The following is a 21,478-nucleotide window of genomic DNA, read 5'->3' on the forward strand; positions in this document are numbered from 1 at the left end:
GCCGCGCCCCGCGCCACGGCCGTCACAGTTCCGGAAGGCGCAGGGCGAGGAGGGCCACGTCGTCGGCGCTGCCGGGAGGCATGCCGGCGAGCAGCCGGTCGCACAGCGTGTCCAGCGGTTCCCGGGCGAGCGCGAGGGCGTGCCGGCGCAGACGGCTCAGGCCGGTGCCGAGGTCGCTGCCGGGGATCTCGATCAGTCCGTCGGTGTAGAGCAGCAGGGTGGAGCCCGGCGGCAGGGGGTGGGTGGCGTTCGGCCGGCTCCCGGCGGTACCCGGACCGGTACCGAGGAGGAGCCCCTGCCCGGCTTCGAGGTACTGCCCCTGTCCGTCCCGGGTGAGCAGCAGGGGAGGCGGGTGCCCGGCGCTGGTCCACTGCAGCGTCCACGGGCCGGTGCGCGGATGGCCCTCGACCCGGGCGAGGACGAGGGTGGCCATGGGGACGGTGGTGATGACGGGCATGGCGTCGTCCAGACGGTCGACGACGGCGCCGGGCGGTCCCGTGTGGTCCCAGGCCAGTGAACGCAGGATGCCGTGCAGCTGCGCCATGCCGGCCGCCGCGGTCAGGTCGTGCCCCACGACGTCGCCGATGACCAGCGCGATCGTGCCGTCCTTCAGCTCGAACGCGTCGTACCAGTCACCACCGACCTGGGAGCCGGCCGGGGCCGGCTGGTAGCGGGCGGCCAGCCGCATGCGGCCGGGCTGGGGGAGCGGGGCGAGCAGGTTGCGCTGCATGGCCTCGGCGACGGCGCGCTGGCGGCCGAACCGGCGGGCGTTGTCGATGACCAGGCCGACCCGGCGGCCGATGTCGCTCACTACCTCCAGGTCGCCGGTGTCGAAGGGGTGCGCCGGGTCGGTGCGCACCACCGTCAGGGCGCCGGTGACCCGTTGCCGGGAGCCCAACGGCACCGTGAGGGCGGACGTCGCGCCCACCGCCCGCAGGAAGCCGCTGTGCACGGCGGCCAGGGGAGCGCCGGGAGGTGTAGCCTCCTCCACCCGGACCTGAAGGACGGGATCACCGCCGTTCAGCACCCGGACCAGTGGCGAGCGGGACGCCTCCCCGGTCTCGGGCAGGCGTTCGCGCCCGCCCTCCTGTCCGGTGTCCCGGCCCTCGGGGCCGGTCACCGCCACCCGGTGGACCTGCCCGGAAGCGGTCCGCAGGTCCACCGCCGCCCAGTCGGCGAGGCGGGGGACCAGCAGGCGGCCCAGCCGGGCGAGGGCCTCGTCGGTCTCCAGGGTCTGGCCGAGTACGTCGGTGATCTCCGCGACCAGCGTCAGCCGCTCGGTGAGGTCCTCCAGGGCACGCGTGTAGGCCGCGCGTCTGCGATGCGCGCCGTGATCGCTCGTGGCGTCGGTGAGCAGCACGGCCAGGCCCGTGACGCCACCGTCGTCCGTCAGGGGGGAGGCGGACCAGGAGACCGCGACCGGGCGGCCGTCTCCCCTCAGGCAGCTGTCGCCCTCCGCGCGCGCCGTGCTCCCCTCTGCCAGTGCCCTGAGCAGCGGGCACTGATCCCGTGGCCGCCTGCCGCCGTCCGCGTCCCGGTGCAGCAGGTCATGGGCGTCCTCGCCGCGCATCGCCGCGGCCGAGCGGCCCAGCAGCCGCTCGGCCGCCGGGTTGACGGCGAGGATCCGTCCGGCCGGGTCCAGCACGATCAGGGCCGTGCCCAGTTGCTCGACGACCCGCCGCCAGAGACCCGGCTCGGCCCCCGACGCCCGCCCCTCGTCCTCCCTGCCGGCCACCGCACCCTCCACACGCCGCTCCTCCAGCCATGAACATCTTCCGGCACCGGCGCCCCTGCGGCAGGCCGTGTCCCATGGTGGCAGGGGTGTGTCGGAAGGGCGGGACGGACACCGGAGGCCGGCGTCGGCCGGCCACGGCACCCGCCCTCCGGTGGAGGCGGCCGTTCCGCCGCGCGCGCCGCGCGGCGGAACGGCCGGCGGGACGGCGGGTGGGAACCGGACGTGAGCGCGGTGCGCCCGGGAGGACGAGGCGCCGGGACCGGTGCCGGCCGGTCGCGCGGGACCGGTCACCGGCAGGATCTCGTCCGGCGACCGGGAGTTGCGAAAGCCCTGAAGAGGGCAGGGGAGCGGCCGCTCTCCCGCTCACTGCGCGCGGTGCGGTTTGTGGCGGGCGACCCGCAGGCGGACCTCGGTGGGCATGGGAGGGGAGCCGGTGGACCGACGGGCGGTTCGCAGTGGGCCTTCGCACAGGGAGCGGAGGACGGCGCCGGGTGCCCCCTGAGGGGTGAGGGTCAGCCTGACGCGGGTGCGGGGGCGGGCGGACCGGCCGGTGATGCGCACGGCCGCCTGCTCGACCTCCGGCAGGGCACCGGCGTCGGCGGCGATCGCGTCGCCGAGTGCACGGTCGCGCAGTTCGACACCCTCCTGCGGAGGCGTGCCGCCCACGGGCAGCGCCCCGGGGTGGTGTCGGCGCACCTGGGCGAGCAGCCACCACAGGGCGAGCAGGACGACGAGGGCGAGGACGGCGATGGCCACGGGCCACCACCAGCCCGGACTGCTCCAGCGGGCCCGGTCGGCGGAACCGAGCAGCACGTCGTCCGGGGTGGTCAGGGGCCAGCCGGCGGGCGGGAGCAGATCACGTCGCCGGAAGACGTCGAACCCGGCGAAGAGGATCAGCAGACCGCCGCCGAGCAGCACCAGCCCGGCGAGGGCCAGCAGGCTGCGGTTGAGTACGGATCGCGGCGTCATGGTGCGGGCTCCGGTGCTGGGGGGTCTTCGGTCGGGGTGCGAAAGCCTTCGGCCGGGGTGCCGGGGTCTTCGGTCAGCGGGTACGTTGCCGCACCCGTACGACGATGCGGGGAGGACGGGAGAGGGCGAGCCGGTCGCGTTCCTCGTCGAGGGCGGCGGTGAGGTCGTCCTTCACCTGCCGGGGGTCGCGGAAGCGGACGTCCGCGCGGGCTTTGACGCGGTGGCGGCGCACCCGGACGCGAGCCGCGCCGACCCCGGGGACCCGCAGGGCGGCGTCGCGCAGCAGATCGGCGGCGCCGTCGCGGTCCAGGGAGGCCCGCAGCCGGGGCGAGCCGGCGGGGGAGCGCACGGGAAGCCGGTGGCGCAGGCCGGGGGTGAGGGCCAGGACGATGAGCCAGACGCCGACGGCGGCGGCCACGGCGGCCCCCGTGAGCATCCACACGTCGTCCACGGGGCGGGTGGCCAGTTCGTCGGCCAGGCGCCTTCGCCAGGCCGCCGCGGGGCGTCCCGCCCGTACGGCGACGACGTCGAACAGCGCCACACCCGCCGCCACGAGGATCACCGAGGCGACCAGCGCGGCCGGAAGGCGTCGCGCGGACCACGGGCGGCGGGTCCGGCGCCCCCCGTCCTGCTCGTCCGCCGCGGACGCGTCGCGTTCGGGCGGACCGGACTCCGCCGGCTCCTCGGGCTCCTTCGTCAGCGGCACGGCGGCACGGCCCGCGGACGGCGCGGAGTCCCGGGCGGGAGGGTCTGGGTCGGGGGTCATCCCGGTCCTCCTTCGTGCGTGGTGTGCCCGGCGGTCCGGGCCGCGCGGCGATTCACCGGACCCGTCCCCGGTGCGCGCCGGCGGCGGTCACCAGCCGCCCGACGGTGAGGGTGATCTCGCCCACCTCCAAGCCGGTCAGCTGCGCCACCCGCTCGGCGACGTCGTGCCGTATCCCCTCGCAGACGTGGGGGATGTCGGTGGGATAGGGCAGGTCCATGGTCAGGTGCAGGCGCACCGATCCGGTACGGGTGGCCGCGGAGGCGCTGGGCGCCGCCGGTCCGTCCGGGCCGGGCGGCAGGGCGGCGCGCCGGTGACGGGCCGTGCGTGCGGCCTGGACGGCGATGCGGGCGACCACTCTGTCCGGGATGACGGTGGCGCCCCGCTCGGCCGGGGGCGGCAGGCCGGCGGTCCGCGCCGGCGGGCCGGGCTCCTCGCCGGGCGGCGGGGAACCGGGCCGGGTGCTCATCGCTGCCTCCGCCCACCGAAGTCGAGGTCCCCCTGCAGGGCGAGGCCGACGACCAGCCCCGCCGCGCCCAGGACCAGAACCAGCAGGAACGCCCAGAAGCCGCCGAAGTAACCGGCGAAAGCCAGGGCCATCCCGGCCGCGAGGCCCGTCGTCGCTGTGTTCATCATGCACTCACCCGTCTCACGAGCGTGGTCGTCCGTGCGGTCGTCCGCCCGTGCCCGAAGGCACGGCGGTGGTCGCGGCGGGTCACCTCACGCGGCCCTCTTCCGGTTCGGACTCCTCCTCCTCGTCGGGGAGGTGGACGTCGTCGACGGAGACGTTCACCTCGACGACGTCCAGGCCCGTCATCCGCTCCACGGCGCTGATCACGTTGGTGCGCGCACCGGCGGCGACCTCGACGATGGAGACGCCGTACTCGACGACGACGTCCAGGTCCACCGCGGCCTGGCGCTCGCCGACCTCGACCTTCACCCCGCGCGTGACGCCTCCGCCCCCACCGGGGACGCGTTCCCGCATGGCACCGAAGGCACGGGCCATTCCCGCTCCGAGGTTGTGGATGCCGGGCACCTCGCGGGCGGCCATGCCCGCGATCTTCGCCACCACGCCGTCCGCGATGGTGGTCTTCCCCCGTGTCTCCGCCGGAGTCCCGGCCCCGGGACGGCCTTTCAGAGCGCTCACGCCCCCCTCGGACCGGTGGCCCAGGCCGATGCTGGTGCTGTTCTCCGTCATGGCGGTCGCCTCGATCGGTCGGTCGGACACCTGTGTGATGCCGGTCGAAAGGTTGGACACACCTGGCGGTCCTCTTCTCACGCGTACGGACTGTGACGTGCGTCACATGGTGAGGGTGGGGTACTCAGCTCGTTCCGAGCCTCTCGCGCGGGAGCGTCATGATCGAACGCCTTGCTTCCCCACGGCCGGTATGCGACGTGCCGGACCGGCTGCTGGCAGTACGGGCGGCCGAGGGGGACGAGGACTCCTTCGCCGTTCTCGTCCAGCGGCACAGCCGCTCCCTCCTGGCTCTGGCCCGCTCCCTGCTCGGCAACGCCCAGGACGCCGAGGACGCCGTCCAGGACGCCTTCGTCAGTGCCTGGCGGCGACTGCCGGAGTACCGTCACAGCGCGGAGTTCCGTACCTGGATGTACCGGATCACCGTCAACCGCTGCCTGACCATGCGACGGCGCCGGCCGCCACCCCTCCCCCTGGACGCCGTCGCCGAACCCGCGGCGGGCGACGCGTGGAGCCAGCCGGCCGGGTGCGCCGAGCAGGAGGCGGTCACGGCCGCCCTGTCCCGCGCGCTCGCCGAGCTGGACGCCGGGCAGCGGGTCTGCTGGGTCCTGCGGGAACTGCAGGGCCTGTCGTACAAGGAGATCGCCCACGTGACGCACACCGGCGAGCAGACGGTGCGCGGCAGACTCTTCAGGGCACGCCGATCCCTCCAGGAGGCGATGGGGCCATGGCGCTAGACGACCCGCACGAGCGGCCTTCCGGACCGCCCGGAGCCGACGCGCCCCGCACCGGCCCGGCCGCCGCCGGCACGTCCCCGCCCGCGGGCGACGAGGTGCTGCCCTGCGGCCGCCTGCTCAGCCGGGTCTGGGAACAGGCCCAGGACGCGGCGCCGGCCGCGGACCCGCACACGGTGTCCTGTCCGCACTGCCGCGAAGCCGTCGAGGGACTGCTCACGGTGAACGCGGCCGCCCGGGCGCTGCGCGCCGAGGACCCTCCCGGCCTGCCCGCGCTCGCCGGCCGCGTCATGGCCGTCGTCGGGGCGGAGGTGCGGCTCGGGCGGCTGCTGCCCCTGGCCGACCCGGACCGGGACCTGCGGATCGCCGAGAGCGCCGCGGCGAAGGTGCTGCGGCAGGCAGCGGACACGGTCCCCGGCGCGCGGGCCGCCACCTGCCGGCTCGCACCCGCGGGCGAGGGCGCCGACGTGCGGGTGACCATGACCCTGGCCGCCGCCCTCGACCGCCCCTTGCCCGAGCGGGTCCGGCAGGTACGCCGATCGGTCCTCCACTCGGCCGGGCAGGACCTGGGACTCGCCGTCGCGGCCGTCGACATCACCGTGGTCGACGTCCTGGAGCCGTGGCCGCCCCTCGGCCCCGCGGGCTCCGGCCACCCCACGGGCGGTGGCGCGTGATGACCGCCGCCGGCACGGCCACGCTCCCCGGCGTCGCGGCCGAGGCGGCCCGCGCGGTTCCCGGCGTGGCCGGGCTGCAGCCCCGTCTCGCCCACCGCCTCGCGGCCGCCGCCGCACCCGCCCGGGCGGACACCGCGCCGCGCCGCGCCCCGTCCGAGGCGGGCATCCGCGCCGACCGGGCGCCGGACGGTCCGGGATGGCACATCGAGGTGCGCTGCGTCCTGGCCGAGGGGCACAGGGCGCTGGACACCGCCCGGAACGTCCACGACCGGGTGCTGACCGCCGTCGTCTCCCACCTCGCCGCCCACGGCGCCGCCGAGCCGGTCACCGTCGCGGTCACGGTGACCCGTGTCGCCGCACGGCACGGCACGCCGTGAGTGCCGCGGGCGACGACCTCGCGAACCTCCGGCACCCCCATACTCCGAAGCGGTCTCCGGGCAGCACGCCGATCCGGCGTCAGCGGTGCGGCCGGGCCCGTGGCGGCCCCGCATCGGCCCGCCGGGCCCTGACGAGGAGTACACTGATGATTACCGAGAGCACTCCGTACACCAGCTTCCACGCTGACGTCGTTCTCGGCGATTCACGACAACCGGGCCGGCCACGACCGGCCCGGAGTTGGGTCCGCATCATGACCGCGACCGATCTGTTGACGCCGACGGCCGAAGACCGGGCCCTCTCCTCTTCGCCGCTCCGCCTCGCCCTGGCATCCGCCGACACCGCTCCGGCACTGATCGACGGTGCCTGGTGGCCCCGGTCCCGCGATCTGACGGCGGAGCTCCCGGCGCTCGTCGAGGCACTCGACCCGCTGTGGGGGCGGATCACCCGGGTGACGGTGAACCCCACGTTCTGGCCGGTCGTCCCGCGGAAGGTACCCGTCCCCGGGCACGAGGTGCACGTCGGCTGGTTCAAGGCCGAGCAGGACCCGCACAAGTTGTTGCTGCTGTCCTACACCATCGGCCGCTGGGACCTGCTGGTGATCCCGCCGGAGGCGGAACCGGCCACCGCGGCCCGGCTGATGGCCACGGCCTCCGACCCGTCGTGGACCCTCACGGCGAGCGGGCTCATCCACGAGGCCGAACACTTCCGGACCACGGCGCAGGAGAACACGGCGGCGGAAGCGGCCGGCTTGGCCTCGGTCCAGGAGGCGGTCTGGGACTCCGAAGGAGGACACGGCGCCCGCCACCCGGCCTCGCGCGCCCCCGGCGAAGCGGTCGCCGGCCACCTGCCGGCCCCGGCACGGGAAAGGTGAGAGGCCCGCGGATCTCCGCGACGGCGGGCGTGCCCCTGACGGCGGTCGCGGTCATCCGCTCCGTCCGCCGGGCCGGCGCCGGCGCGGCCATGGTGCCGAGCGCCACGCCCGGGCCCATGGGGCGAACAGCACCGGCGCGGCGGCCGGCGACCAACTCGGGGCGCTCCGCGGGTACTGGGTGACCGGCAGGCCCGTACCCGCCATGGCGATGCCGGTGAGGACCAGCGCGACGAGTACGGCCGTACGGCCACGACAGGTGTACCCGTCCGGTGGCAGACCCTGCCCCGCCGGGTCACGTCCGGCCGGCCCGTGCCAGGCAGAGGTCGAGGAGAGCGCGCAGACGGGCGGGTGTGCCGGCCACCGCGGTGGCCAGCAGCGCCGGTCCGTCGGCGAGCGGGGCCAGGACGGCGCAGTCGGCTGCCGGATCGTCACCGACGAGGAGCGGTTCGTGCTCCGGGGACAGGAGCGGGTCGACGACGAGGAGTTGTCCCACGGCTCGGTGGGGCCCGAGGCCCGCGGGACCGTCCCACGCCGGTGCCGGGTCACCGTAGGCCGTGTGCTGGTCGAGGAGCGGGCGGCCGTCGCGCCGGACCGTCAGACGGGTCGAGAGGTGGCCGGGAGGCTCCGCCGTGCGGCCGAGGAGTTGCTCCTCCCGCCACAGCAGCCGGGAGGTGGGGGCGAGATCCACGCGGTGGGACTGGTGGAGGGTGCTGCCGCGGGTGCTGATCAGGGGGTGCGGCAGCCAGTGGAGTGACGCGTGCTCACCGACCGTGACGCGGACGTCGTAGGTGGCGGGGCCGGCGGAGGGCCCGCGCAGGGCGATGGTGGCGGCCCCCGTCGTCACCTCCAGTTCGGCCCGTGCCCCGAGCACGACGTCCAGTGCGAGGCGGTCTCCGCCCAGCGGTGCGCTCATGGCTCCGATCACGCCGACCCGTGCCGGCCCGTGGCGGCTGCGCAGCCGGCGCAGGTGGAAGGGGCCGTCGCTGTGCAGGAGCGGGAGGGTCGTGGTGCGGCCGTTGTGGGCGGCGCGGATGCGGGCGGTGGCCAGCACACCGGCACAGGTCTCGAGCGGGCGGTCGGGCGGGACGCGGCGGGTGCCGGCCGTGCGCGACGGAGCGGACGGCGACGCCTCCGCCCGCCCGGTGCCCGCCCCGGCCGCTCCGGCCCGCCGCTCGGGCCCGGCCGCCGGTGGCGCGGTGCCGGTCACCCGGCCGCCTCGGCACGCCATGCGGTGAGGCGCTCGGTGACCCAGTCGCGGACCGGGACGATCCCGTCGGGGGAGGCGAGGCTGGTGAAGGCGACGGGCAGGGCGCCACGCTGGGCCTTCGCGTCGGACGCCATGGTGTTCAGGTCCGCTCCGACGTGGGGCGCGAGATCCGTCTTGTTGATCACGAGGAGGTCGGCGGTGGTGATGCCGGGTCCGCCCTTGCGGGGGATGTCGTCCCCGCTGGCGACGTCGATCACGAACACCTGGGTGTCGACGAGCCCCCGTGAGAAGGTGGCGGTGAGGTTGTCCCCTCCGGATTCGATGAGGATCAGGTCCAGTGGACGCAGGGCCTCCTCCAGTTGTTCGACCGCCTCGAGGTTGGCGGAGATGTCGTCGCGGATCGCGGTGTGCGGGCAGGCGCCGGTCTCCACGGCGGTGATCCGCTCGGGCGGCAGCACGGCCTCGCGGCGCAGGAACTCGGCGTCCTCGCGGGTGTAGATGTCGTTGGTGACCACGGCGATGGACCACCGGTCCCGCAGGGCGCGGCACAGGGCGGCGACGGTCGCGGTCTTGCCCGAGCCCACGGGCCCGCCGAGGCCGATCCGCAGTGCGCGGCGTTCGCCGTCGGGCCGCAGCGCGTCGGCGCTGTGCGTGTGGCGGTGGGGTGTGGTCGGCGAATGGTCGAGGTGCACGGTGGCTCCCATGGACGCGGATCGGATCAGGACGCGAAGAGGCGGACGTTCCAGGCGGCGTGTTGCTCGCCGGTGATGTCCAGCAGCGGGGAGGAGGCGGCGGGGAGGACGCTGACGCCCTCGTCGGCGACACGGTCCGCCGCGTCGGCCGCGCTCCGGGCGGCGCCGTCGAGTTCATCGGCGAGCCGTGCCAGGAGCGCGGTCGCCTCGAACGGGTCGAGGCCGAGCAGCCGTACCGCCGCGGTCGCCGGCCCTCCGACGCTCTCGTACGCGGCGCACTGGGCGGCGTCGAACGAGGTCAGACCGGCGGAGCGGGCCGTGACGCCGAGGACGACCGGCTGGTGCGCTCCGTGCGGCTTCAGACGGGCGAGGCGGTCGAGTTCGGGTGAGGGCCACGTGGCGCGGGCCGCCCGCAGCAACTGCCGGCCCAGCCTGCGGGAGACGTGGCGCAGCGCGGGCACGGGGGTGCGGGCGTCGGCGGCCTCGTCCAGGACGGTGGCGTCGTGGCCGGTGGCCGCGGCGGCGGCGAGGCCTGCCGCGGTCAGGCCCGCGGTGTGCAGGCGCCCCCGGCAGAACGCCTCCAGGCTTGCGGCGTCGTGGACGCCTCTGGAGGCGATCGCGGCCTCCACGCCGCCGGAGTGGGCGTGCCCGCCGGCGGGGAAGCGGCCGTCGGCGAGGACGAGCAGGGCAGCACGGCTCATGAGGACGGCGGTCCGCCTTTCTCGGGACGGCCCGCCCGGCCCGGGCGGGGCGGGCGGGGCCTCAGAAGAGGAAGTAGCGCTGGGCCATGGGAAGTTCTGTGGCGTAGTGCCGCGCGACCTGCTGCCCGTTCACCGTGGTGCGGACGTCGGAGGTCGTGGCGCCACCGATGGTGACGTCGAAGGTGTCGGGGTCGACGACGATGTCCGGCAGGCCGTTGTTGTGCACCATGTCGGCCTTGGTCACCCCGCGGGTGGACCTGATGGCGCGCAGGGGCTTGAGCAGACCGATGCGCGACAGCTCGCCGCCGACCGCCTGTTCCGCGACGAAGTTGAAGGAGTTGCCGCCCGGGGCCCGGCCGCTGAAGCCCCACACCGGGCGGGGCAGGAACGGCTGCGGGGTCGGGATCGACGCGTTGGCGTCCCCGATCTGCGCGTACGCGATCTGGCCGCCCTTGATGACCATGTGCGGCTTCACGCCGAAGAACTTCGGCTCCCACAGCACCAGGTCCGCGAGTTTGCCCGTCTCGACGGAGCCGACCTCGTGGTCGATGCCGTGGGTGATGGCCGGATTGATCGTGTACTTGGCGATGTAGCGCCGGGCCCGGAAGTTGTCCGCGTGCGCGTCGTCCTCGCCGAGGTGGCCGTATCGGGACTTCATGACGTGCGCGGTCTGCCAGGTACGCATGATCATCTCGCCGATGCGTCCCATGGCCTGGGCGTCGGAGGACATCATGGAGATGGCGCCCATGTCGTGCAGCAGGTCCTCGGCCGCCATGGTGGAGGGCCGGATGCGAGAGTCGGCGAACGCCATGTCCGCCTCGACCTCGGGGTTGAGGTGGTGGCAGACGATCATCATGTCGACGTGTTCCCTGACGGTGTTGACCGTCAGGGGCCGGGTCGGATTCGTGGAGGCGGGCAGGACGCTGGGCTCCCCGACCAGGCTGATCATGTCGGGTGCGTGACCGCCACCGGCTCCTTCGACGTGGAAGATGTGCAGACTGCGGTACCTGGCGTCCTTGGTCCTGCCCTTCTTCCTCGTCGCGGCGAGCGTGTGGCGCACGAACCCGGACTCGTTCAGCGAGTCGGCGTGCAGGGCGACCTGGACACCCGTCTCGTCGCAGACCCGCAGCGCGGCGTCGATCACCGCCGGCGTGGCGCCCCAGTCCTCGTGGATCTTGAAACCGAGAGCGCCGGCGTCCACCTGGTCCGTCAGCGCCTTGTGCGACACCGTGCTGCCCTTGGCCAGCAGGCCGACGTTGACCGGATAGGAGTCGAGCGCCTCGAACGTGCGCTGGATGTGCCACTTGCCGGGCGTCACGGTGGTGGCCGTGCTGCCCTCGGCGGGACCGGTGCCGCCCCCGATGAGCGTGGTCACGCCCGAGGCGAGCGCTTCGTGGATCTGCCCGGGGCACAGGAAGTGCACATGCGTGTCGACACCGCCCGCGGTCAGGATGCGGCCGTTGCCGGAGATCACCTCGGTCTCGGGGCCGACGACGAAGTGCGAGGCCCGTGCGTCGTCATGGGGCTCGGGCGTCATCGTCTCGGGGTTGTACGCCTTGCCGATCGCCTGGATCCGCCCGCCGCGCAGACCGACGTCGGCCTTGACCACACCCCAGTGGTCCAGGATCAGCGCGCCCGTGATGACGGTGTCCACCGGCCTGCGCGGATCGTCCCGCGGGATGTGCGACTGCCCCATCGACTCGCGGATCACCTTGCCGCCACCGAAGATCATCTCGTTCCCGCTGCGGCCGGGGCCTCCGCCCCAGTCCGCGTCGATCCTCAGGACGAGACCGGTGTCGGCGAGCCGTACCCGGTCACCGGTCGTGGGGCCGTAGAGGTCGGCGTACCGCGACCGGGTCAGGGGATCGAAGGGGCGTTCAGCTTCGCGCATCGAGGTTCTGCTCCTTCTCGGACTTGCCGGCCTGCAGACCACGGACGACGCGTTCACCCGCGAGGGGAACCAGGCGGACGACGCGCTCGTCGCCGGGCTCGAACCGCTCGGACGTGCCGGAGGCGATGTGCAACCGCATGCCGTGCGCGGACTCGCGGGCGAAGACCAGTTCTTCGTTGACCTCGGCGAAGTGGAAGTGGGAGCCGACCTGGACCGGCCGGTCCGAGGGGTTGCTCACGGACAGTTCCACGTACTCCTGGCCCTCGTTGAACGCGATCCGGTGCTCCTCGTCGTCCGGCAGGAGTTCCTGTCTGCCCGGATGGACGCTCACCTCCTCGGCCGCCTCGTCGAACGGATCGTGGATCGTCACGAGCTTCGTCCCGTCCGGGAACGTCGCCTCGACCTGGACGTGGGAGATCATTTCCGGGACGCCCTCCATGACCTCGTCGCGCGTCAGCACCCGGCGGCCGGACTCCATGACCGAGTCGACCGTCGCGCCGGCCCGGGCCTCCTCGTACACATGGACCGTCAACAGAGCCATGACTTCCGGGTAGTTCAGAAGCAGACCCCGCTCACGACGCCGCCGGGCGACGTCTGCCGCCACATGGACCAGCAGCCGCTCCTGCTCATGGGGAGTCAGATGCATCCGCCCCTCCTTCCTGCTCCTCGCTCGACCTGAGCGACGGGCGCTCACGCGTGCGGCACGCCGGACCGGTGCGCCGAACGCCGCGGCTCGATTATTGAGGGACAAGACGGACAGGGCGATACGAATGATTACTATGCGCACCCATCGTGTGGAACGGGAGCACAGGTGGTGCGAAGGGCGCATGCGCCGAGTGTCGTTCCCGGACTCGGGGTGCTTCTCCTGCCGCGCGACCTGATGCCCTCGCGCGCCCCGGTGAGGCGGACGGGCCGGCGACGGACGGGCCGTGTCCTTCGCGGGGCGGGCAGGCGGCGGGCACAGCGGACCGGCGGAGGCGGACCCTTCCCCGTGCACCGGCCGCGGGAAGAGGCACCGGCGGGGCGGGCCGCTCCGCCGGGCGGGCGCGGGGCGCGGCGCGGCGGGCGGGAAGCGCCGGCCCTTCCCGGCCGCGTGCAGCCGCTCCCGCCCAGGCGCCCCCGGCGCTGCGGCTGAATTCGGTTGCGGCGGGACCGGCGGGCCCGGTGAGGTACCTCCATGGACGAGGCCGCAAAGCGGGCGCGACGGGCCGGGCCGGGACGGGGCCGTGCGATCACGAGGCGGCCGGCTCCCTGGCACAGGCCGGCGGTGCTCGTGGCCCTGATGCTGGCCGCCTTCACCTTCAACACCGCGGAGAACCTGCCGATCGGCCTGCTGGAGCTCATCTCCGACGGCCTGCGGGCGCCGGTGCCGGCGGTCGGTCTCCTGGTCACCGGCTACGGCCTGACGGTGGCCGTCGCGTCCCTGCCGCTCACCCACGTCGTGCGAGCCGTGCCCCGGCGCCATGTGCTCACGGGGCTGCTGGCCGCGCTGGTGGTGTCCAGCCTGGTCGCGGCGCTGGCCACCTCGTACCCGCTGCTCCTGGTGGCACGGCTGGTCACCGCGCTCGCCCAGGCGCTCTTCTGGGCCGTGGCGGGGCCGGTCGCGGTGGGCCTGTTCGCGCCCGAGGTCCGCGGGCGTGTGGTCGGGGCGCTGTCCGTCGCCGGTTCGCTCGCCCTCGTGCTCGGTGTTCCCGCCGTGACCTGGCTGGGCCGGCAGAGCGGCTGGCGGCCGCCGGTCGCCGTGCCGGCGGCGCTGGGACTCGTCTGTCTGGTGACGATCGCCGTTCTGCTGCCGACCTCGCGTCCGGAGGAGGAGCCCGCCGCCCGCGGGACCCGTCCCGACACCCGCCGGTTCGGGATCGTGCTGGCGGCCGGGACCCTGTCCGCCACCGGGGCGTTCGCGGGATACACCTACGTCGTGAAGTTCCTGGGCGACGTCAGCGGGTTCGCCCCGGACGCGGTCGGCGCCCTGTTCGTGGCCTTCGGCGCCGCGTGCCTGGCGGGGGTGAGCGTCACCGGGGCTCTACTGGACCGCTTCCCGCGTTCCGCGCCGGGCACCGCGGTGGCCACGCAGGCGGTGGGCCTGCTCGGCCTGTACGCGGCCGGCACCGACCCGGTGGCGGCGGTGGTGTTCCTGGTGCTGACGGGCGGTGCGCTCGGGCCGGTGTTCATGGTCACCCAGAACGAGATGCTGCGCTGCGCCCCGGGCCGCACGGACATCGCACTCGCGGCGAACTCCGGTTCCTACAACGCCGGTATCGCGGCGGGCGCCGCGCTCGGGGGACTGGTCCTGCCGCTGGCCGGCGTGCGGGGAGCCTTCCTGCTCGGCGGGCTGCTGACCGTCGGGGCCTGCGCGGTGCTGCTGGGCGGGCGGTTGCCGCCTAGGGCCCGGACGGAATTTCATGCAGCTGCAACGATCCCTCCCCCGACCGACTGCTAGACATGGTGGGGTGACCCCCTCAGTGCTGCACCGCAGGCCGTACGTGGAACCGGCGCGCGCCGACCGCCTCCGCCGCCGGCCGCACACCGGCCCGCAGCGCGCGGCCGGCGCGCTCTGTCGCCCCTGACCTCGCCCGGCCTTCGGCCGGGGATTCCCGTCCCGCCGCGCTCGCACCGCCGCGCCCACCCCCGCGCGGGGGCCGGCGATCCCGTAGGACCTCCAGGAAGGCATCCCTCGTGTCCTCAGCACCCCCTTCCGCGCTGCATCTCGCCGTCGCCCTGGACGGCACGGGCTGGCATCCCGCCTCCTGGCGCGAGCCGGTGGCCCGTCCCCGGGACCTGTTCACCGCCGGATATTGGGCCGATCTGGTCGCGGAGGCCGAGCGCGGCCTGCTCGACTTCGTGACCATCGAGGACGGTCTCGGCCCGCAGTCCTCCCACTTCCCCGACCCCGACGACCGCACCGACCAGGTCCGCGGCCGTCTGGACGCCGTCCTGGTCGCCGCCCGCATCGCCCCCCTCACCCGGCACATAGGTCTGGTCCCGACCGTGGTGGTCACCCACACCGAGCCCTTCCACCTCTCCAAGGCCATCGCCACCCTCGACTACGTCAGCACCGGCCGAGCGGGCCTCAGGGTGCAGATCACCGCCCGCCCGAACGAGGCCGCGCACTTCGGCCGTCGCACCATCCCCCGCATCGACGCCTACGACAGCCCGGCCGCGCGGGAGGTGGTGACCGACCTCTTCGACGAGGCCGCCGACTACGTCGAGGTCGTGCGCCGGCTGTGGGACAGCTGGGAGGACGACGCGGAGATCCGGGACGTCGCCACCGGTCGTTTCATCGACCGCGACAAGCTGCACTACATCGACTTCGAGGGCAGGCACTTCAGCGTCAAGGGCCCCTCGATCACCCCCCGCCCGCCGCAGGGCCAGCCCGTCGTCAGCGCCCTCGCCCACCAGACCGTCCCCTACCGGCTGGTCGCCCGCGCGGCCGACGTCGGCTACGTCACCCCGCGCGACGCCGGCCAGGCGCGCGCGATCGTCGCGGAGATCCGCGGCGAGCAGGAAGCCGCCGGCCGTGCCGGCCTGCCCCTGCACGTCTTCGCCGACCTGGTGGTCTTCCTGGACGACGACCCGGCCGCCGCGGCGGCCCGCCGCGAGCGCCTCGATGCCCTCGCGGGCGAGCCGTACACCGGCGACGCCCGCGTCTTCACCGGAACCCCCGCCCAACTCGCCGACCTTTTGCAGGAGTTGCAGTCCGCCGGGCTGAGCGGCTTCCGGTTGCGTCCCGCCGTCCTCGGCCACGACCTCCCGGCGATCACCCGGGGGCTGGTCCCCGAACTCCAGCGCCGGGGCGTCTTCCGCCGTGCCTACGAGGCCGGCACCCTGCGCGGACTGCTGGGCCTGCCCCGCCCCGCGAACCGCTACGCCACCGCCACCGCCTGAGCCGGAGGGACCGTACGACCATGAGCAAGCCGCTGAAGCAGATCCATCTGGCCGCCCACTTCCCCGGCGTCAACAACACGACCGTGTGGAGCGATCCCGAGGCCGGCAGCCACATCGAGTTCGCCTCGTTCGTCCACTTCGCACGGACCGCCGAACGCGCCAAGTTCGACTTCCTGTTCCTCGCCGAGGGACTCAGGCTCCGCGAACAGGGCGGCCGCATCTACGACCTGGACGTCGTCGGCCGCCCCGACACCTTCACCGTCCTCGCCGCGCTCGCCGCCGTCACCGAGCACCTGGGCCTGACCGGCACCATCAACTCCACCTTCAACGAGCCCTACGAGGTCGCCCGGCAGTTCGCCAGCCTCGACCACCTCTCCGGCGGCCGCTCCGCCTGGAACGTCGTCACCTCCTGGGACGCCTTCACCGGCGAGAACTTCCGCCGCGGCGGCTTCCTCCCGCAGGAGGAGCGCTACTCGCGCGCCAAGGAGTTCCTGGCCACCGCGAACGAACTCTTCGACTCCTGGCACGGCGACGAGATCCTCGCCGACCAGGCGTCCGGCACCTTCCTGCGCGACGCGAAGGCCGGGTCCTTCGTCCACACCGGGCGGCACTTCGACATCCACGGGCGGTTCAACGTCCCGCGTTCGCCGCAGGGGCGGCCGGTCGTCTTCCAGGCCGGCGACTCCGACGAGGGCCGGGAGTTCGCCGCGTCCGACGCCGACGCGATCTTCAGCCGGCACGCCACCCTCGAAGCGGGCCGCGCCTTCTACACGGACGTCAAGAACCGCCTGGCCAGGTACGGCCGCCTCCCCGGGGAGCTGCTGATCCTGCCCGCCGCGACGTTCGTCCTCGGCGACACCGACGAAGAGGCCGAGGAGATCGCCAAGGAGGTGCGCCGCCGGCAGGTCAGCGGGGCGACCGCCATCAAGCACCTGGAGTGGGTCTGGAACCGGGACCTGTCCGCGTACGACCCGGACGGACCGCTCCCGGACGTCGACCCGCTGCCCGGCGAACACACCGTCGCCCGCGGCCGTGCCCAGGTACGCATGTACCGCGATCCGTCGGCCGTCGCCCGCGAGTGGCGCGAACTCGCCGCCGCCAACAACTGGTCCATCCGCGACCTCGTCATCGAGACCGGCAACCGGCAGAACTTCGTCGGCTCCCCGGCCACCGTCGCCAGGACCATCAACGACTTCGTCCAGGCCGACGCCGCCGACGGCTTCATCCTCGTCCCGCACATCACCCCCGGCGGCCTCGACGCCTTCGCCGACAAGGTCGTCCCCCTGCTCCAGGAACGGGGCGTCTTCCGCACGGAGTACGAGGGCCCGACCCTGCGCGACCACCTGGGCCTCGCCCACCCGGACGACGTACGCGGCGAGCGGGCCGCGTCGTGAGGTTCCTCGCCGTTTCCGGGTGGGGTGGAGCACGTGGAGGGGCGGAGGGAGCGCTGCTGTGCGCCCCCTTTCCGTACGGCCGGCGGGAGCACTGCCGCGCGCCCGTTTCGTTGACACCCTCACGCGCCGCGTGCTTGCATCACGCCATGCCGCCGCCGGAGCCTGTGACGCGCCGCCGCACCGTGCACCTCGTCCGTGCGGCCGCCGCGCTGTGCCGGTTCCCCGGCTGATCCCGCGTCCTGCGGCTCCCACCTCCGACAGCCGCACCCCCATGGTCCTGTTGACCGCGACAGCCCGGCCGGCGGATGTCCCGCTCCCTCCCCTCCCCCCGGCCTCCACACCGACGACGAGGAGCCGTCATGCCCGCATCCGCCGTGCCCCCGCCCCGTCCCGCGAGCGGCCTCGACGAAGCCGCCTACGACCGTCGCAGACTGCGCCAGTGGCTCGCCGGGGACGCCAGAGCGGACGGGGTCACCCGCCGCCGTCTGCTCACCCTGCTCGCCGCGACGGCCGCCGCGACCGCGCTCCCCGCGCCGCGCCCGGCCCGCGCCGCCGACACCCCGATCGTCAAACCGCTGCCGCCCGAGTGGTTCATCCGGCGCGGCACCAACGCCGAGACCCGCTGGGACGCCCTGCGCGGCACCGGCCACCACACCCCCAACGAGCTGTTCTTCGTGCGCAACCACACCGCCACCCCCGTCCTGGAGGCACACGAGTGGCGGCTGCGGCTGTGGGGCAGCGGGCTGCGGGGCGCGCCCGGCGAGGACAAGCCGGTGGAGTTCGGGTACGACGATCTGCGCGCCCTGCCCGCCGTCACCCGGACCGCGTTCGTCGAGTGCGCCGGAAACGGCCGTAGCCACTACACGACCCAGCAGGGCGAAGCGGTCACCGGCACCGCGTGGACGCTGGGCGCGATCGGCGTCGCCCGCTGGCGTGGGGTGCCCCTGGCCGACGTACTGCGCCGGGCGGGGCTGTCCTCCCACGCCGTGGACGTCCAGCCACGCGGCCTGGACGCCGAGTACGTCAGCGGCGGTGAGAACCTCGGCCGGGTACGCCGTCCGCTGCCGCTGGCCAAGGCGCTGGACGACGTCCTGCTCGCCTACGAGATGAACGGCGAGCCGCTGCCCCACGACCACGGGTATCCGGTGCGGGTGCTGGTGCCCTCGTGGGTGGGGATCTCGTCGATCAAGTGGGTCGGCGACATCGAGGTGTCCGCGCAGCCGCTGTTCTCGCCGTGGAACACCACCTTCTACCGGCTGTTCGGCCCCGCGTACCCGGAGGAGGGCAGTGCGCCGCTGACGCGGCAGACGATCAAGAGCGCCTTCGAGCTGGCGAGCGGCGCCACGTTCCCGGCGGGGGAGGGCCAGGTGCTGCACGGCCGGTCCTGGTCGGGCGCGGGAGCCATCGCGCGGGTCGACGTCAGCACCGACGGCGGGACGAGCTGGCGGCGGGCCCGGCTGCACGACCGGAGCCGGGCCGGTACCTGGACCCGGTGGTCCGTCACCTGGAAGCCCGGCACCCCCGGCGCCACCACCCTCCTGGCCCGCGCCACCGACACGAGGGGCCGCACCCAGCCGGACGTCGCCGTGCCCAACGCACAGGGCTACCTGTTCGACGCGGTGGTGCGGCATCCGGTGACCGTGATCTGACGGCTGACGGCTGACGGCTGACGGCTGACGGCTGACGGGGGCGGTCGACGACGGCGAGGCGGCGGGGAACGACGCCGCCTCCCGCGTCGGCGACCGGGCCCGCGCCGCGATGCCGGACGCCTTGCGCCGGCACCGGCAGGGCGGACGCCCCGCGGGCCCCGACGCCACCTGGCCGCGGACAGGGGATCCGCGGGCGCTCGGGCCGGGTCCTTACGCGCTGTGCGCGATCTGGATCAGGTTGCCGCAGGTGTCGTCGAAGACCGCGGTGGTGACCGGGCCCATCTCCAGCGGCTCCTGGGTGAAGTGCACCCCGAGCGCACGCAGCCGACCGAACTCCGCGTGCACGTCGTCCACGGCGAAGGAGGCGGCCGGGATGCCGTCCTGGACCAGTGCCGTCCTGTACGGCTGCACCGCGGGATGCCCGGAGGGCTCCAGCAGCAGTTCGGTGCCGTCGGGGTCCTCCGGCGAGACCACGGTCAGCCACCGGTCCGCACCCATCGGGACGTCGTGCTTCTTCACAAAGCCCAGCACGTCGGTGTAGAAGCGCAGGGCCTTTTCCTGGTCGTCGACGAAGACGCTGGACAGGTGGATTCTCATGGGGTGCTCTCCGGTGGGCCGGGCCTGAGCCATCGGGTCACGATGTGCTCGAGGGGTTCGGTGTTCAGGTCGTGGAACTTGTAGCGGCCCTGGCGCCGTGAGAGGACCAGACCTGCGGCTTCCAGCACGGCCAGATGCTGGCTGACGGCCTGGCGGGACAGCCCCAGACCGTGTTTGACCATCAGCCGTGTGCATATCTCGAACAAGGTCTGGCCGTCCCGTTCCACCAGCTCGTCGAGGATGCGCCGACGAGTGGGGTCGGCCAGTGCCTTGAAGACATCCTCCGCCATGACCACCACCATAGGCAAGTGGTGACTTGCCTATCAAGCCGGCCGCCCCGAGGCCGCCCGGCCGGGGGGATGCGTCCAGCGCCCTGGGCGCCGATCATCGCGAGGTGGGGGGGATGGCGCGGGCCGCATCCGTGAGGACGGATCCACTTCCGGGCCGTACGGTCGGCGGGCGCCCCGTCGCGGGGCGGCCGAGGGGCGGGGCCGGGAACCGGGTCAGGCGGCCGGCATGCGGCGCTGGGCGCCGGCTGCGGACGTGCCCACCGCGAGCGCGGCTCTCTTCACCCGCGGATCGGCGTCGGCCTTCCGTACGGCTGTCGCCAGCTTCCGCTTCTGGGTGAGGTGTTCACGCAGCGCGGAGCGCAGGAGGCGGTCGAAGCGCGGGCCGCGCGCCGTCTCCAGGGCCCGGAGTTCCCGGGTGCCGGCCATGCCCGGCATGTCGTGGCCCTCGTGGGGGTTGTCGTCGGGTACGCCCGCGTCGGCCAGCAGGGAGCGCAGGGTGGCGAGTTCGCGACGGTGGCCCTCGGCGGTGGCGGCCGCCCAGCCCTCGATCCCCGTGTCACCGGTCCGGCCCGGTGCCAGACGGAGGATGTGGCGGGCCTGGTCGTCCATGGCGATCATCAGCTGGATCCAGCCGATGTCGGTGGCGTTGAGGCGGCCGTTCGAGGCGGTGGTGCTCCTCCGGCTCTCCCCGGCGCCGTGGGCGGGGGTGTGCGCTCCGGAGGTGGCCGCCGTCCTCGCGGCCGGATCCGCCGGTCGCGGCGGACCGGCGCACCCCGGCACGGCCAGCGCGCACAGCAGAGCGGCGGCAAGGAGGGCCTTCTTCGGCCTGCAGGCCGCGGTGTCCGCCATTTCCGCTCCTTCGCTTCGTCGCCGTGCCGGGGTGTCCCGCGTGCGGCGGGCCGGTGATCAGGACGGGTTGCCGTCCGCTCCGCACTTGACGATGACGTTGATGCAGTTGGTGACCCTGCGGGCGAGCTCGTTCTCCGGCCAGGCGTTGAAGAAGTCGCCGTGCATGGTGTAGCCGGGTCCCGACGCCAGCCGCAGGCCCTGGGTGCTGCCCGAGACGGGATAGCGCAGGACCTGGCGGAGCTTCGGCACGGGCACGGGGTGGCTGGCCGGGCACGTGCCGTTCACCGGGTAGGACATGTGGCTCTTGTGGTCGGCGGAGTCCAGGTCCCTGCCGTTCCAGCACTGCGGGAAGTCCAGGTAGGACTCCAGCATCGAACCGGCCGGGCAGGTGACGAAGTCCTTCGAGGGATTGACTTCGCCGTGGTGCAGACAGGACCAGCGGGCCACCGAGGTGGGATCGTTGACGCCCGTGGCCTTGGCGTTGCCGGCCACGATCCGCAGCCCCTGCGGGAACGGGCGGATGCGCTGGATGACGTCGTCCCGCACGCCCTCGCCGAGGTAGTAGAAGGTGGTGCCGGTGGGCTCGACGGGCCGGTCGTTGCTGTACATCGTCGGGACCCAGTACGACGACGTGTCGACGGCCGGGCTGCAGGTGGAGGACGACCCCAGCAGGTCGGTGACGTCGGTGTGCGCGTTCGTCACACGGCTGCCGAAGAAGCTGTGCATGTGGGACGCGCCGGGCAGGCCGGGGAACACGATCGGGTCGTCCGGGAGCCGGTGGCTGTACGGGCACTCGGCGAGGAACTCCGCGACACGGACCACCTGGGCGCCCTGGGGAGAGGCGTCGATGTCAGTGGTCTTCGGTTCGGAGCCCGCGGAGGCCGAGCCGGTGTACAGGGTGGCGAGCAACAGGCCCAGCGCTGCCAGCGCGGTCGACCAGGGACGTCGCCTGCGGGGATGGCCTGTGGGCGGGCGGGGGGAACTGCTCAACACAGCACTCCTCC

23 protein-coding genes are annotated in these 21,478 nt (G+C 74.1%); 8 read left to right on the forward strand and 15 right to left on the reverse strand.

Annotated features, from left to right (window positions below; translation table 11 throughout):
• Positions 1 to 22: 22 nt before the first annotated feature.
• The 6 genes from AB0L29_RS22415 to AB0L29_RS22440 form a co-directional block, all read right to left on the reverse strand.
• Positions 23 to 1,747: a SpoIIE family protein phosphatase gene (locus AB0L29_RS22415; RefSeq protein WP_365829487.1), complete on the reverse strand. Its 1,725-nt coding sequence runs from the start codon at positions 1,745 to 1,747 to the stop codon at positions 23 to 25.
• 351 nt (positions 1,748 to 2,098) lie between these two features.
• Complete coding sequence (locus AB0L29_RS22420) at positions 2,099 to 2,704, reverse strand: alkaline shock response membrane anchor protein AmaP (protein WP_365829488.1); 606 nt, start codon at positions 2,702 to 2,704, stop codon at positions 2,099 to 2,101.
• Positions 2,705 to 2,777: 73 nt separating this feature from the next.
• Positions 2,778 to 3,470 (reverse strand): DUF6286 domain-containing protein, encoded by a 693-nt coding sequence (locus AB0L29_RS22425; RefSeq protein WP_365829489.1) that lies wholly within the window; start codon positions 3,468 to 3,470, stop codon positions 2,778 to 2,780.
• Positions 3,471 to 3,522: 52 nt separating this feature from the next.
• Positions 3,523 to 3,936 carry an Asp23/Gls24 family envelope stress response protein gene (locus AB0L29_RS22430; RefSeq protein ID WP_365829490.1) on the reverse strand — a complete coding sequence of 138 codons (414 nt, stop codon included), beginning with the start codon at positions 3,934 to 3,936 and terminating at the stop codon, positions 3,523 to 3,525.
• Positions 3,933 to 4,103: a hypothetical protein gene (locus AB0L29_RS22435; protein ID WP_365829553.1), complete on the reverse strand. Its 171-nt coding sequence runs from the start codon at positions 4,101 to 4,103 to the stop codon at positions 3,933 to 3,935. The genes AB0L29_RS22430 and AB0L29_RS22435 overlap by 4 nt, the downstream gene beginning before the upstream one ends.
• 79 nt (positions 4,104 to 4,182) lie before the next feature.
• Positions 4,183 to 4,665, reverse strand: a complete 483-nt coding sequence (locus AB0L29_RS22440; protein WP_365829491.1) for an Asp23/Gls24 family envelope stress response protein — start codon at positions 4,663 to 4,665, stop codon at positions 4,183 to 4,185.
• A 158-nt stretch (positions 4,666 to 4,823) separates the two neighbouring features.
• Here AB0L29_RS22440 and AB0L29_RS22445 point away from each other — a divergent pair, with 158 nt between their 5' ends.
• The 4 genes from AB0L29_RS22445 (at position 4,824) to AB0L29_RS22460 (ending at position 7,319) form a co-directional block, all read left to right on the forward strand.
• Complete coding sequence (locus tag AB0L29_RS22445; RefSeq protein WP_365829492.1) at positions 4,824 to 5,399, forward strand: RNA polymerase sigma factor; 576 nt, start codon at positions 4,824 to 4,826, stop codon at positions 5,397 to 5,399.
• Positions 5,390 to 6,070 carry a hypothetical protein gene (locus tag AB0L29_RS22450; RefSeq protein WP_365829493.1) on the forward strand — a complete coding sequence of 227 codons (681 nt, stop codon included), beginning with the start codon at positions 5,390 to 5,392 and terminating at the stop codon, positions 6,068 to 6,070. Before AB0L29_RS22445 ends, AB0L29_RS22450 begins: the two co-directional genes overlap by 10 nt.
• Positions 6,070 to 6,447, forward strand: a complete 378-nt coding sequence (locus tag AB0L29_RS22455; RefSeq protein WP_365829494.1) for a hypothetical protein — start codon at positions 6,070 to 6,072, stop codon at positions 6,445 to 6,447. Before AB0L29_RS22450 ends, AB0L29_RS22455 begins: the two co-directional genes overlap by 1 nt.
• Before the next feature lie 251 nt (positions 6,448 to 6,698).
• Positions 6,699 to 7,319: a DUF5994 family protein gene (locus AB0L29_RS22460; protein ID WP_365829495.1), complete on the forward strand. Its 621-nt coding sequence runs from the start codon at positions 6,699 to 6,701 to the stop codon at positions 7,317 to 7,319.
• Between the two features lie 292 nt (positions 7,320 to 7,611).
• On the opposite strand, the gene AB0L29_RS22465 is transcribed toward AB0L29_RS22460, so the two are convergent.
• From AB0L29_RS22465 to AB0L29_RS22485, 5 genes are all read right to left on the reverse strand, one after another.
• Positions 7,612 to 8,370: an urease accessory protein UreD gene (locus AB0L29_RS22465; RefSeq protein WP_365829545.1), complete on the reverse strand. Its 759-nt coding sequence runs from the start codon at positions 8,368 to 8,370 to the stop codon at positions 7,612 to 7,614.
• Positions 8,371 to 8,522: 152 nt separating this feature from the next.
• Positions 8,523 to 9,218 carry an urease accessory protein UreG gene (ureG, locus tag AB0L29_RS22470; RefSeq protein WP_365829546.1) on the reverse strand — a complete coding sequence of 232 codons (696 nt, stop codon included), beginning with the start codon at positions 9,216 to 9,218 and terminating at the stop codon, positions 8,523 to 8,525.
• Positions 9,219 to 9,244: 26 nt separating this feature from the next.
• A complete protein-coding gene (locus tag AB0L29_RS22475) occupies positions 9,245 to 9,919 on the reverse strand; it encodes an urease accessory UreF family protein (protein ID WP_365829496.1) in 675 nt (224 codons plus the stop codon).
• Positions 9,920 to 9,980: 61 nt separating this feature from the next.
• Entirely contained in the window at positions 9,981 to 11,810 is a 1,830-nt protein-coding gene (locus tag AB0L29_RS22480; RefSeq protein ID WP_365829497.1) for an urease subunit alpha, read from the reverse strand.
• Positions 11,797 to 12,456: an urease subunit gamma gene (locus tag AB0L29_RS22485; protein ID WP_365829498.1), complete on the reverse strand. Its 660-nt coding sequence runs from the start codon at positions 12,454 to 12,456 to the stop codon at positions 11,797 to 11,799. Before AB0L29_RS22485 ends, AB0L29_RS22480 begins: the two co-directional genes overlap by 14 nt.
• Positions 12,457 to 13,092: 636 nt before the next feature.
• Between AB0L29_RS22485 and AB0L29_RS22490 the strand changes: the two genes are divergently transcribed.
• From AB0L29_RS22490 to AB0L29_RS22505, 4 genes are all read left to right on the forward strand, one after another.
• Positions 13,093 to 14,250 carry an MFS transporter gene (locus AB0L29_RS22490; protein ID WP_365829547.1) on the forward strand — a complete coding sequence of 386 codons (1,158 nt, stop codon included), beginning with the start codon at positions 13,093 to 13,095 and terminating at the stop codon, positions 14,248 to 14,250.
• 236 nt (positions 14,251 to 14,486) lie between these two features.
• Positions 14,487 to 15,695 carry an LLM class flavin-dependent oxidoreductase gene (locus AB0L29_RS22495; protein WP_365829499.1) on the forward strand — a complete coding sequence of 403 codons (1,209 nt, stop codon included), beginning with the start codon at positions 14,487 to 14,489 and terminating at the stop codon, positions 15,693 to 15,695.
• 20 nt (positions 15,696 to 15,715) lie between these two features.
• On the forward strand, positions 15,716 to 17,089 hold the full coding sequence (locus tag AB0L29_RS22500) for an NtaA/DmoA family FMN-dependent monooxygenase (RefSeq protein ID WP_365829500.1): 1,374 nt from the start codon (positions 15,716 to 15,718) through the stop codon (positions 17,087 to 17,089).
• Positions 17,090 to 17,448: 359 nt separating this feature from the next.
• Positions 17,449 to 18,738 (forward strand): sulfite oxidase, encoded by a 1,290-nt coding sequence (locus AB0L29_RS22505; protein WP_365829501.1) that lies wholly within the window; start codon positions 17,449 to 17,451, stop codon positions 18,736 to 18,738.
• 210 nt (positions 18,739 to 18,948) lie between these two features.
• On the opposite strand, the gene AB0L29_RS22510 is transcribed toward AB0L29_RS22505, so the two are convergent.
• The 4 genes from AB0L29_RS22510 to AB0L29_RS22525 all read right to left on the reverse strand — a co-directional run bounded on the left by AB0L29_RS22510 (position 18,949) and on the right by AB0L29_RS22525 (position 21,401).
• Positions 18,949 to 19,335, reverse strand: a complete 387-nt coding sequence (locus AB0L29_RS22510) for a VOC family protein (protein WP_365829502.1) — start codon at positions 19,333 to 19,335, stop codon at positions 18,949 to 18,951.
• A complete protein-coding gene (locus AB0L29_RS22515) occupies positions 19,332 to 19,625 on the reverse strand; it encodes a metalloregulator ArsR/SmtB family transcription factor (protein WP_365829503.1) in 294 nt (97 codons plus the stop codon). Before AB0L29_RS22515 ends, AB0L29_RS22510 begins: the two co-directional genes overlap by 4 nt.
• Before the next feature lie 213 nt (positions 19,626 to 19,838).
• Positions 19,839 to 20,474 carry a DUF305 domain-containing protein gene (locus AB0L29_RS22520; RefSeq protein ID WP_365829504.1) on the reverse strand — a complete coding sequence of 212 codons (636 nt, stop codon included), beginning with the start codon at positions 20,472 to 20,474 and terminating at the stop codon, positions 19,839 to 19,841.
• Between the two features lie 57 nt (positions 20,475 to 20,531).
• Entirely contained in the window at positions 20,532 to 21,401 is an 870-nt protein-coding gene (locus tag AB0L29_RS22525) for a DUF1996 domain-containing protein (RefSeq protein ID WP_365829548.1), read from the reverse strand.
• Positions 21,402 to 21,478: the final 77 nt, after the last annotated feature.

Source organism: Streptomyces sp. NPDC052701 (assembly GCF_040678355.1).
Taxonomy (GTDB): domain Bacteria; phylum Actinomycetota; class Actinomycetes; order Streptomycetales; family Streptomycetaceae; genus Streptomyces.